9 protein-coding genes and 1 pseudogene are annotated in these 11,649 nt (G+C 68.3%); 9 read left to right on the top strand and 1 reads right to left on the bottom strand.

The annotated features are described in order from the left end of the window. The 5 genes and pseudogenes from EFK10_RS23910 to EFK10_RS23890 form a co-directional block, all read left to right on the top strand. A partial coding sequence (locus EFK10_RS23910; protein ID WP_164836135.1) for an RNA-guided endonuclease TnpB family protein occupies positions 1–771 on the top strand: 771 nt, incomplete at its 5' end. A 131-nt stretch (positions 772–902) separates the two neighbouring features. Next, a pseudogene (locus EFK10_RS48825) lies at positions 903–1,118 on the top strand (IS110 family transposase); the annotation flags it as partial. A 51-nt stretch (positions 1,119–1,169) separates the two neighbouring features. Then, positions 1,170–1,823, top strand: coding sequence for an Rv1733c family protein (locus tag EFK10_RS23900; RefSeq protein WP_127357685.1), 654 nt, complete (start codon positions 1,170–1,172; stop codon positions 1,821–1,823). A gap of 350 nt (positions 1,824–2,173) precedes the next feature. Then, on the top strand, positions 2,174–3,403 hold the full coding sequence (frc, locus tag EFK10_RS23895) for a formyl-CoA transferase (protein WP_127357684.1): 1,230 nt from the start codon (positions 2,174–2,176) through the stop codon (positions 3,401–3,403). Between the two features lie 480 nt (positions 3,404–3,883). After that, the gene (locus EFK10_RS23890; RefSeq protein ID WP_127357683.1) at positions 3,884–4,684 is read left to right on the top strand and encodes an acyl-CoA dehydrogenase family protein; all 801 of its coding nucleotides are present in this window, start codon (positions 3,884–3,886) and stop codon (positions 4,682–4,684) included. 99 nt (positions 4,685–4,783) lie between these two features. On the opposite strand, the gene EFK10_RS23885 is transcribed toward EFK10_RS23890, so the two are convergent. Further along, entirely contained in the window at positions 4,784–5,470 is a 687-nt protein-coding gene (locus EFK10_RS23885) for a GntR family transcriptional regulator (protein ID WP_127357682.1), read from the bottom strand. A 413-nt stretch (positions 5,471–5,883) separates the two neighbouring features. Between EFK10_RS23885 and EFK10_RS23880 the strand changes: the two genes are divergently transcribed. Genes EFK10_RS23880 through EFK10_RS23865 form a run of 4 tightly spaced genes read left to right on the top strand, consistent with a single transcriptional unit; the run spans position 5,884 to position 11,021 of the window. Beyond that, a complete protein-coding gene (locus tag EFK10_RS23880) occupies positions 5,884–6,381 on the top strand; it encodes an NAD(P)H-dependent oxidoreductase subunit E (protein ID WP_240677430.1) in 498 nt (165 codons plus the stop codon). Beyond that, positions 6,378–7,994 carry a formate dehydrogenase beta subunit gene (locus EFK10_RS23875; protein WP_206305566.1) on the top strand — a complete coding sequence of 539 codons (1,617 nt, stop codon included), beginning with the start codon at positions 6,378–6,380 and terminating at the stop codon, positions 7,992–7,994. Before EFK10_RS23880 ends, EFK10_RS23875 begins: the two co-directional genes overlap by 4 nt. Then, a complete protein-coding gene (gene fdhF, locus EFK10_RS23870) occupies positions 7,991–10,807 on the top strand; it encodes a formate dehydrogenase subunit alpha (protein ID WP_127357681.1) in 2,817 nt (938 codons plus the stop codon). Before EFK10_RS23875 ends, fdhF begins: the two co-directional genes overlap by 4 nt. 31 nt (positions 10,808–10,838) lie before the next feature. Further along, positions 10,839–11,021, top strand: coding sequence for a formate dehydrogenase subunit delta (locus tag EFK10_RS23865; protein WP_127357680.1), 183 nt, complete (start codon positions 10,839–10,841; stop codon positions 11,019–11,021). Positions 11,022–11,649: the final 628 nt, after the last annotated feature.

Below are 11,649 nucleotides of genomic sequence, written 5' to 3'. Positions count from 1 at the left end.
CCCGAAGACGCGGCACCGTCCACGGTGACCGTGTCCCAGGACGCGGCAGGGCGCTGGTTCGTGTCGCTGCTGTGCGACGACATGATCACCCCCGGCCCGGCCACCACGGCGGCGGTCGGTATCGACGCCGGGATCGCCTCCCTGATGACCCTGTCCACCGGGGAGAAGATCACCAACCCGCGTCACGAGCGCCGCGACCGGGCCCGTCTCGCGAAGGCGCAGCGGGAGGTGTCGCGCAAGGAGAAGGGCTCCGCGAACCGGGCCAAGGCCCGTCTGAAGGTCGCCAAGGTCCATGCCCGGATCACCGACCGGCGCCGCGATTACCTGCACAAGCTGACCACTCGACTCGTCCGTGAGAACCAAACGGTCGTGATCGAGGACCTGACCGTCCGCACCATGGTCACGAACCACAAGCTGGCCCGTGCCATCTCCGACGCGGCGTGGAGCGACATGCGGTCGATGCTGGAGTACAAGTGCGCCTGGTACGGGCGTGACCTGGTGGTGGTCGACCGGTGGTTCCCCGGCTCGAAACTGTGCGGGGCATGCGGGACGCTTCGGGCGAAGCTGCCGCTGAACGTCCGGGAGTGGACGTGCGACTGCGGCGCGGTGCATGACCGCGACGTGAACGCGGCGAAGAACATTCTCGCGGCCGGGCTGGCCGTGTCTGCCTGTGGAGACGGTGTAAGACCTCAACGGGAGTCCTCCCGGACGGGGCAGTCGTCGGTGAAGCAGGAAACCCAGCGGGCGACCGCTGGAATCCCCCGCCCATAGGCGGGGGAGGATGTCAACTTCGACAGACCTGGCCCCGGGGGGCGGCCGCCGCCGAGGTGCTCGGACCCAGGTCCGTGAGTCCGCGGGGAAGCCGCCCTCGCCCTGACTGAGACCGCTCCACCCTCGCGGCGGAACTCGGCCGCGAGGGCCAGAGGCTGGAGAAGGAGCTGGAGGACGCCGGCATCAAGCTCTCCGCGGTGGCCACCGACATCCTCGGCGTCTCCGGGCGGGCGATGCTGACCGCGTTCATCGACGGCGAACGCGACATCCACGCCCTGGCCCAGATGGCCATGGCCCGCATGCGGCCCAAGATCCCTGCCCTGGTCGAGGCGCTGACCGGCAACTTCGGAACCCTTTTCGACCAGCCAAACTCTTACTAAAGCGAAGGGGGTGCGGTGATGGACACCAAGGGCACCAAGGGCACCGAGGGCACCAAGGGCACCAAGGGCACCAAGGGCACCAAGCTGAGGCTCTGGCGCTGGCGGCGCAATCCGCTCAAGCGAAGCTCGGATGTGGCGGAGGCGTGGGCGGTCCTGGCCGCCAGCCTGCTGCTGGCCGTCGGTGCGCCGGTGGTCGGAGTGGTCACTGCGGTAGGCGTCGAGGGGGCCGCAGTGCGGCAGAGCCAGGAGTTGCGCGCTATCTCCGCCGTGCTGACCGAGAACGCCCCCGCCGCGGCGCGGAACGTCTCCATGGATTCGAACAGCGACCTGTACATCGCTTCGAAGGGTGACCGGGTGCGCGCGACCGTGCGCTGGACAGCCTCCGACCGCTCCTCCCGTACGGGCAAGGCCCTGGTGCCGGCGGACCGCCCGGCCGGGACCCGGACCACTGTGTGGCTGGGTGGACGCGGTGCCCTCCACGATCCCCCGGCCAACTCCGGTCAGGCCGCGGGGTTGGGTGTCGTGATCGGGTCGCTCGCCGCGACCGGCGTCTGCCTGCTCGTGGTGGGCGGCCGCCGGGCCGTACAGTTCCGGCTGGACCGGCGCCGCGAAGCGAAGTGGGAACAGGAGTGGGCCGAGGCTGGCCCCAAGTGGGGGCGCCGCACCGCGTAGCCGCTCCACGGAGTCGGAGGACATGAGGTCCCTGAAGTGAAATCTTCCCGGCATCCCCCTGGACATCCATTGCGTCTGCCGCAACCATAAGGGGAGTGGGACTGCATACGATATACAGTCTACGATATGGGGTCTGGGGGCGCGATGGTTGCCACCACGCACGGAGCTGGGCGACCCCGTGCGTAACCGCGAGGAGTTGAGGACAGCTGGCGCGATCCGAGAGCGACCCCGCTGCAGGCGGTGGGGCGCAGTCGACCGCGAGCACCACTCCTGGCACGTCCGGCAGCATCCACCGGACGCCTACGTCCCCGGAACCATGAACCAGACCATGTACAAGTGAGGTGGCGATCATGACGAAGGCTCTAGAAGGTGTGCGCGTCCTCGATATGACTCACGTGCAGTCCGGCCCGTCCGCGACGCAGATCCTCGCGTGGCTCGGCGCCGATGTGGTCAAGGTCGAGGCCCCGACCGGGGACATCACCCGCAAGCAGCTGCGCGACCTTCCGGACGCCGACAGCCTGTACTTCACGATGCTCAACAGCAACAAGCGCAGCGTCACCCTCAACGCCAAGACCGAGCGCGGCAAGGAGATCCTCACCGAGCTGATCCGCCGCTCCGACATCATGGTGGAAAACTTCGCCCCGGGCGCGGTCGACCGTATGGGCTTCACCTGGGACCGCATCCGCGAGATCAACCCGCGCATCGTCTACGCCTCTATCAAGGGCTTCGGTGACGGCCCGTACACCAACTTCAAGGCGTACGAGGTCGTCGCCCAGGCCATGGGTGGGTCCATGTCGACCACCGGCTTCGAGGACGGGCCGCCGCTGGCGACCGGCGCGCAGATCGGCGACTCGGGCACCGGCATGCACGCTGTCGCCGGCATCCTCGCCGCCCTGTACCAGCGCACCCACACCGGCCGCGGCCAGCGCGTGAATGTCGCGATGCAGCACGCCGTGCTCAACCTGTGCCGGGTGAAGCTGCGCGACCAACAGCGGCTCGCACACGGGCCGCTGGCCGAGTACCCGAACGAGGATTTCGGCGACGAGGTGCCGCGCTCGGGCAACGCGAGTGGCGGCGGCCAGCCGGGCTGGGCGGTCAAGTGCGCGCCGGGCGGGCCGAACGACTACGTGTACGTCATTGTGCAGCCCGTTGGCTGGCAGCCGATCGCCGAGCTCCTCGGCCGGCCCGAGCTGGCCGATGACCCCGAGTGGGCCACCCCCGAGGCCCGTCTGCCGAAGCTCGGCAAAATGTTCCAGATGATCGAGGAGTGGACCCGCACCCTCCCCAAGTGGCAGGTGCTGGAGGCGCTCAACAACCACAACATCCCGTGCGGGCCGATCCTGTCCACCAAGGAGATCATCGAGGACGCCTCACTAGCTGCCAACGAGATCGTTGTCAAGGTCGAGCACCCGGAGCGCGGATCGTACGTCACGGTCGGCAGCCCGCTGAAACTGTCCGATTCCCCTGTCGAGGTGGAACGTTCCCCGCTGCTCGGCGAACACAACGAAGAGATTTACCTTGGCGAACTCGGCCTCTCCCACGAGGAGTTGCCGCTGCTCAAGGCGCAGGGAGTGATCTGACCGATGACCGTAAACCATGAGACGACCGAGCGTGACACGTGGCGGCGGTGCTCGCCGCCGTACGGGCGGAGGATCGCAACGTTCTCACCTCGCCCGAGCTCGAGGGCAAGCGCATCGCCGACGCGTCGGCACCACCCGCCGCGCCCGGGACGGCATCCAATCCCCGCACGAGGCTGAGCTGAGGCGGCGCAGCGGCCTCGGCGGCCGGGCCCAGCGCGGGACATGCGCACTGATCGAACACCCCACCCTCAAACGGTGGTTGAGGACCTCCAAGAACGGACGCCTGGACGGCAAGTATCAGCTGGTCCAGACCACCTGGATCGAAATTGGCCCCTGGCGCATTCGAAAGAGGGTCGGCATACTGTATGCAATCATCCTGCTGGTGTGCGCCTGCACGGCAACTTCCCCTCATATGCGCTCTACCCGCCCGCCGCCCCACGCCTGACGTCAGACCAGAAACCACTCCCGAGGGGGTCACCAGTGTCGTATCGCACCGCTTTCTCTCACGTCCTGAGCAGCGTCATCGCGCCCTCGGCCGAAAAGATCGGCAGGGAGGGGAGGTTTCCGCGTAGCTCGGTGACGGCCCTCGGCCACGCCGGGCTGCTCGGACTCACCGCCTCCGCAGACCTCGGCGGCGGCGGGCTGGGTCTGCCTGACGCCGCCGAGGTGGTGGCGCGGGTCGCCCGCGCCTGCCCGGCAACCGGGGCCGTGCTCCAGTCCCACTATGCGGCGGTCGCCGTCCTCGAGTCATACGGCAGCCCCTGGGTCCGCGGCGAGATCGCCGCCGGACGCCACCTCAGCAGCCTCGCTCTGGCCGAGGGTGTCCCCGGCGAGCGGGGCGGGCAGGCCCAGGCCTGGGCACCCCGCTCCACCGCTGCCCGCTCCGGTGACGTGGTCGCCCTGCGCGCCCGCAAACACGAGGTGGTCGCGGCTGGAGAGGCCGACAGCTACGTCTGGTCCTCCCGGTCGCTTGCCGTACAGGACGGCCTGACTCTCTGGATGGTCCCCGCACACGCCTCCGACCTGTTCGTCCCAGCCCGACCCGACGGGGGAGGGCCGTCCGGCAGCGCGACCTCCACTGTCTTCGCCGACCCGGTCCTTGTCCCCGCCGACGCGATGCTCGGACCGGACGGCGGAGGGCTAGACATCGTGCTGCGCACCGTCCTGCCGTGGCTGCTCGAACTGCAGGCCGCCGTCGGCGCCGCCGCCATCCACCCCGCGGTGGCCGCCGCCTCCCCTGCGCCGGCTCGCCGCCCTACTGATTCCCTTGCATCGTCTTGAATCCGGTCGGCGGGTGGCAGGGCCACGAATCGAGGGCTGACGCCGAAGGGACGGCATCGCCGGAAGACCGGCGGTGCCGTCCGCGGTGGCCCGGTCCGGTCAGTCCTGGCCTGCCGCTGCGGCGATCGCTTTCCGGTACTCGCCGGTGCGTTCGGTGTGCTTGCGCATGATCTCGCTCGCGCGGTCGGCGTCGCCCTTGGCGATGGCCTCGATGAGCTGGGCGTGCTCGTTCCAGGCGTCCTTGCCGCGGGGCTTGGCGATGGGCATGTAGTACCAGCGCACCCTCCGGGTCACCTGCGAGATCAGCTCAGCCAGTACGGCGTTGCCGGCTACGGAGGTGATGAAGGCGTGCAGAGCGGTGTTGGCCGCGACCAGGCGTTCGACGTCGCCGTCGGCGAGCGCGTCGACGCCTTCCTGCTGCAGCGCCCAGAGCTGTTCGACGTCTTCGGGTTTCGCATTCTGGGCGGCGCCGCGTGCCGAGTGGGTTTCCAGTACGGCGCGGACGCTGAGGAGTTGGGTGGCCTCTTCCTCGGTGGGGGAGTGGACGAAGGCGCCCTGGGCCGGGCGCAGGTCGACCCAGCCGTCGGTCTGCAGTCGCTGCAGGGCTTCGCGTACCGGCTGGCGGCTCACTCCGAGGTGTTCGGCGAGCTCGGCCTCGACCAGGTGTTGGCCGGGTTTGAGGGAGCCGTTGATGATCAGTTCGATCAGGGCGTCGTACACAGCCTGGCGCAGCGGAGCCGGGCGAGCGACGCGGCGGGATGCCGCGGCCGTCAGGGCCTCGTCCATGGTTCCCCCGTTCTGCCACCGAGCCCGTGGGGCCGACAGCTCTGCCAGTGGTGGCCGCCGAGTCCGGCGGCAGGCCCCAACGTACAGGTTTTGGTATGCAGGATGCCGTGTGCTGGTGGCATGTGCCAAGACCTCGCCGCCACCGTGATGGCCGTGGCTGAATCAGGACCCTGGCCGCTTGTCGAGATCGGATGCGTCGGCGCTGGTCTCGTAAAAGTCGTACGGGATTCTGTATACAGAAGCTTGTATGCGGTATTGTCTCAGTCTATCTACCGCCAGCATCGCTGGGAGCGAAGCGGCTCTGTTCGTCGGTCACGGACCCCGCGCATCCGCAGAAGAGGTCAAGGGGCCTATATGTGCGTGAATCGATCTTGTCGGACGGTAGTCAGAATCTCGCGCTCATACTCCCGCGCATGACGGAAGGCGGAGCGATCATGACGATCAGCAGGAGTGACGTGACGGTCGAGAACGTGGTCCAGGCGGTCGTGGCTGGTCACCGCGGTCAGCGCGGCTCGCTGCTTCCTATATTGCACGCCATTCAGGCCGAGTTGGGCTATGTGCCCCAAGAGGCGATTCCGGTGCTCGCCGACGAACTCAACCTCTCCCGGGCGGACGTCCACGGAGTGGTGACCTTCTACCATGACTTCCGCCGCGAGCCGGCGGGGCACACCACGGTGCGGATATGCCGTGCCGAGGCATGCCAGGCCCTGGGTGCCAACAACCTGGTGGGCTACGTCCGCGAGGCCGGACTGTCCCTGGGGGAAACGGCCGCGGACGGCTCGGTGACCGTCGAGCAGGTCTTCTGCCTCGGCAACTGCGCTCTCGGACCGTCGGTAGAGGCGAACGGTCGGCTGTACGGACGAGTGGACACGGCCCAGCTGGGCTCGATCCTCAATGGGACGGTCTCATGATGAAGGTCTCTTCGGACTCCGCAGTGACGGTCTACGTCCCCCGCGACTCGGCGGCCAGGTCCGTCGGCGCGGACAAGGTCGCGGACGCCCTGCAACGTGCAGCCGCTAGCGGAGAGTTCGCCATCGACGTGGTGCGCAACGGATCACGCGGCATGCTGTGGCTGGAGCCGCTGGTCGAGGTGGCGACGCCGAACGGCCGCGTCGGCTACGGACCGGTGGCCCCCTCGGACGTGGAGGGCCTCCTGGCCGCGGGCATGCTTGACGGAGCGGACCATCCGCTGCGGCTCGGCGTCGTGGACGAACTGCCCTGGCTGGCACGCCAGACGCGGGTCACCTTCGCCAGGGTCGGCGTGACCGACCCCCTGTCGACACAGGACTATCTGCGGCACGGCGGCCTGGTCGGGCTGCGTGCGGCGCTGGAGCGCGCACCTGCGGACGTGGTCACGGAGGTCACCGAATCCGGACTGCGCGGCCGTGGCGGCGCGGGATTCCCGGCGGGCATCAAGTGGAAGACCGTGCTCGAGTGCACCGACGAGCTGAAATTCGTCTGCTGCAACGCCGACGAGGGGGACAGCGGGACCTTCGCCGACCGCATGGTCATGGAAGGCGACCCCTTCATGCTCATCGAGGGCATGACGATCGCCGCACACGCGGTCGGTGCGAGCGAGGGCTACATCTACATCCGCTCGGAGTACCCCGATGCGGTGGCCACGATGCGCTCGGCGATCGAAATCGCGCGTGAGCACGGATGGCTCGGGACACACATCCTGGGCTCCGCGCTCGACTTCGATCTGCACATCCGCGTCGGCGCCGGTGCGTACATCTGCGGCGAGGAAACCTCCATGCTGGAGAGCCTGGAGGGCAAGCGGGGCACAGTCCGCGCGAAGCCGCCGATCCCGGCGATCGAGGGCCTGTTCGGCAAACCGACCGTGGTGAACAACGTCCTCACACTGGCCACCGTGCCAACCGTCCTCGCCAATGGGGCGAAGGCGTACCAGGAACTCGGCGTCGAGCGGTCGCGCGGCACCCAGGTGTTCCAACTCGGTGGCAACATCGCGCACGGCGGAATCGTGGAGACGGCGTTCGGCGTCACCCTGCGCGAACTCGTCGAGGACTACGGCGGCGGGACCTTCTCCGGACGCCCGGTGCGTACGGTGCAGGTCGGCGGGCCGCTCGGCGCCTACCTGCCGACGTCGATGTTCGACCTCCCGATGGACTACGAAGCATTCGCGGCCGTCGGCGCGATGGTCGGCCACGGCGGCATCGTCGTGTTCGACGACTCCGTCGACATGGCCGCCCAGGCTCGTTTCGCGATGGAGTTCTGCGCCGAGGAATCCTGCGGCAAGTGCACACCGTGCCGGGTCGGTTCCGTGCGTGGCGTCGAGGTGATCGACAAGATCGTGGCCGGTCAGCAACGGGACGAGAATCTTGCCCTGCTCGAGGATCTGTGCGACCTGATGACCGATGGCTCGCTGTGTGCGATGGGCGGCCTGACGCCGATGCCCGTACGCAGCGCCATCACTCATTTCCCTGACGATTTCCTCGCTCGCGACCGAGGCCAGGAGATCCAACCCACGCAAGCGAGTGGCGCAAGGACGGAGGGCACGGCATGACACTCCTCAAGGAACCCGACTTCGGCACCCCGGAGAGGTCCGGCGAGGCAACGGTCTCGGTGGAAGTGGACGGGCTGCCGGTGAGCGTGCCGGAGGGCACGTCGGTGATGCGCGCCGCCGCGCTCGCCGGCATCGACATCCCCAAACTGTGCGCCACCGACAGCCTCGAGCCGTTCGGCTCCTGCCGGCTGTGCGTGGTGGAGATCGACGGCCGGCGGGGCACCCCGGCGTCCTGCACCACGCCGGTGGCGGACGGGATGCGGGTGAGTACCCAGACGCCGAAGGTGGAGAAGCTCCGCCAGGGCGTCATGGAGCTCTACATATCGGACCATCCGCTGGACTGCCTCACCTGCCCGGCCAACGGCGACTGCGAGCTGCAGGACATGGCCGGCGTGGTCGGGCTGCGGCAGGTCCGGTACGGCTACGAGGGCGAGAACCACCTCGACGCCGAGAAGGACACGTCCAACCCGTACTTCGACTTCGACGCGTCCAAGTGCATCGCCTGCTCCCGCTGCGTGCGGGCCTGCGGCGAGGTGCAGGGCACGTTCGCGCTGACCATCGAGGGGCGCGGCTTCGACTCCAAGGTCTCGGCGGGCGCCGGCGAGAGCTTTATGGACTCCGAGTGCGTCTCCTGCGGGGCCTGCGTACAGGCCTGCCCGACCTCGACGCTCCAGGAGAAGTCGGTGGTCGAACTCGGCATGCCGACCCGGTCGGTGATCACCACCTGCGCGTACTGCGGTGTCGGCTGCTCGTTCAAGGCCGAGCTGCGCGGCGACGAACTGGTGCGGATGGTGCCCCACAAGGACGGCGGCGCGAACGAGGGCCACTCCTGCGTGAAGGGCCGCTTCGCTTTCGGCTATGCCTCGCACCCCGACCGGGTGCTCAAGCCCATGGTCCGCGACAAGATCACCGATCCATGGCGCGAGGTCGAGTGGGACGAGGCCATCGGCACCGTCGCCACGCGGATGCGCGAGCTCCAGGGGCGGTACGGACCGAGTTCGATCGGCGCCATCTCCTCGTCGCGCTGCACCAACGAAGAGGTCTACGTCGTACAGAAGATGGTGCGCGCGGCCTTCGGCAACAACAACATCGACACCTGCGCCCGGGTCTGCCACTCCCCGACGGGATACGGGCTCAAGCAGACCTTCGGCGAGTCGGCCGGCACCCAGGACTTCCGCTCGGTCGCCGAGGCCGACGTGATCATGGTGATCGGGGCGAACCCCACGGACGGGCACCCGGTGTTCGCCTCCCGGATGAAGCGCCGGCTGCGTGAGGGCGCGGAGCTCATCGTGGTCGACCCGCGCCGTATCGACCTGGTGCGCTCGCCGCACATCGAGGCCGCGCACCACCTCCAGCTCAAGCCGAGCACGAACGTCGCCGTCGTCAACGCCATGGCGCACGTGGTGGTCACCGAGGGCCTGGCCGATCTGGGCTTCGTGGCGCAACGGTGCGAAGGGTTCGACGAGTGGGCGGAGTTCGTCGCCCGCCCGGAGAACAGCCCGGAGGCCACCGAGGAGATCAGTGGCGTACCGGCCGAGGAACTGCGGGCCGCCGCCCGGCTGTACGCGGCGGCACCCAACGGGGCCATCTACTACGGCCTCGGCGTCACCGAGCACAGCCAGGGCTCGACCATGGTCATGGGAATGGCCAATCTCGCGATGGCGTGCGGCAACATCGGCCGTGACGGTGTCGGAGTGAACCCGCTGCGCGGTCAGAACAACGTGCAGGGCTCGTGCGACATGGGCTCCTTCCCGCACGAGCTGCCCGGCTACCGGCATGTCTCCGACGACGCGGTACGCGATGTGTTCGAGAAGCTCTGGGGCGGCACCATCCTGGCCGAGCCCGGCTTGCGGATCCCGAACATGTTCGACGCGGCGATCGACGGGACCTTCCGGGGCCTGTTCGTCCACGGCGAGGACATCGCACAGTCCGACCCGAACCTCAAGCACGTCACCGCCGCGCTCGAGGCCATGGAACTGGTCGTCGTGCAGGACCTGTTCCTCAACGAGACGGCCAAGTTCGCGCACGTCTTCCTGCCCGGTGCATCCTTCCTGGAGAAGGACGGCACGTTCACCAACGCCGAACGCCGGATCAACCGGGTGCGCGCGGTGATGAAGCCGAAGACGGGCAAGCACGAGTGGCAGATCGTCAGCGAGATCGCCACCGCCATGGGTTACCCCATGGCCTACGACCACCCGAGTCAGATCATGGACGAGATCGCCTCGGTCACGCCGACCTTCACCGGCGTGTCCTTCGAGGTGCTGGACAAGCTCGGTAGCGTCCAGTGGCCGTGCAATGAGTCGGCTCCGGAGGGGACGCCCGTCATGCACGTGGACGAGTTCGTCCGCGGCAAGGGCAAGTTCGTGGTCACCTCCTTCGTGCCGACGAACGAGCGCAGCACCCGGCGCTTCCCGCTGGTCCTGACCACGGGGCGGATCCTCAGCCAGTACAACGTCGGGGCGCAGACCCGCCGTACCGGCAACGTCGCCTGGCATCCCGAGGACATCCTGGAGCTGCACCCCCACGACGCAGAGGTGCGCGGCATCACCGACGGTGACATGGTGACGCTGGCCAGCCGTGTCGGGCAGACGACGCTGCGCGCGGAGATCTCCGACCGGATGCCGACCGGCGTCGTGTACACCACGTTCCACCACCCCGTGACCGGCGCCAACGTGGTGACCACGGAGAACTCGGACTGGGCGACCAACTGCCCGGAATACAAGGTGACCGCGGTCCAAGTCGGCCTCGCGCACCCGCTCCAGCACAGCGACACGCAACCCGCCGAGAACGAGTTGCTCACGGTGGTGGACTGAGATGGCAGTCGGCGCGCCACCGGAACGCAGGATGGCAAACGACATCGCCGCGAACCTCGGACACCTGCCGGGTGAACGGGCCGCCGAGGCGGTCGCAGGACACATAGGCAGGTTCTGGGACCCGCGCATGCGCACCCGGCTGTTCGAGTTCGTCGACGCCGGAGCGGACGGGCTGGACCCCTTGGTGGTCGCCGCGGTGAAGCTCATGCGCTGACCCACGGGTTTCGCCCGGTCTCGGGTCCGGATCACGAGCGGAAACGCAGACGTGCCTTCTGAGTTGGGATGACGAGGCTGTCAGAAGTCTCTGCCGTCCCAGCAGGAAGGCACTTTCTGCGTGCCTATGACCCGGTCGCGTCCCCTGCTTGTTGTCTCAGCCGACGGGCCACCGGGCCGGGTCCTGACGGCCGTGAGCATGTACGGTGCCGCGTTCACGACGGTGCTCGGTGCGTTGACCGGAATTCTTGAGGGCAAGCCGGGTCTTTCACGTCCGGGTTGCTCATTCTCGGCGCGGGAGCCGCGTAGCGGCGGAGGTTCCTTCGCCGTCTGGCCGGTCCCTGTCGCGGTGTCGGTTTGTCAGTGGGGGGTCGTAGTCTTCCGGTGGCGCGTTGACGTGCGGTCACTTTGGCCGTTGGGGTGGGTGTTGTCGGTTGCGGGTTGTAGCTTTTCCTGGACTGTCGGGGCGGGATGGGTGAGGGGGTGTGTGGCAGTGTCGGAGGATGTCGAGGGTGTCGTCCGGGCTGAGGCCCGGGTTGTTCCGCCGGCTGTTGCTGCGCGTCTGGCGTCGATGCGGGCCGTCTGGTTCCACAGCCCGGCCGCGGCGTGAACCGGGCCACCCGCAGCAT

The organism is Streptomyces soli (assembly GCF_003999195.1).
GTDB lineage: Bacteria > Actinomycetota > Actinomycetes > Streptomycetales > Streptomycetaceae > Actinacidiphila > Actinacidiphila soli.
Note: the sequence above shows the minus strand (reverse complement) of the source record. Positions and strands in the feature narration are given on the sequence as shown.

Coding starts and splice junctions, on each gene's coding strand:
- EFK10_RS23875 (WP_206305566.1), top strand. CDS start 6,378: ATGATGAAGGTCTCTTCGGACTCCGCAGTGACGGTCTACGTCCCCCGC.
- EFK10_RS23900 (WP_127357685.1), top strand. CDS start 1,170: ATGGACACCAAGGGCACCAAGGGCACCGAGGGCACCAAGGGCACCAAG.
- EFK10_RS23865 (WP_127357680.1), top strand. CDS start 10,839: ATGGCAAACGACATCGCCGCGAACCTCGGACACCTGCCGGGTGAACGG.
- frc (WP_127357684.1), top strand. CDS start 2,174: ATGACGAAGGCTCTAGAAGGTGTGCGCGTCCTCGATATGACTCACGTG.
- EFK10_RS23885 (WP_127357682.1), bottom strand. CDS start 5,470: ATGGACGAGGCCCTGACGGCCGCGGCATCCCGCCGCGTCGCTCGCCCG.
- EFK10_RS23880 (WP_240677430.1), top strand. CDS start 5,884: ATGACGGAAGGCGGAGCGATCATGACGATCAGCAGGAGTGACGTGACG.
- fdhF (WP_127357681.1), top strand. CDS start 7,991: ATGACACTCCTCAAGGAACCCGACTTCGGCACCCCGGAGAGGTCCGGC.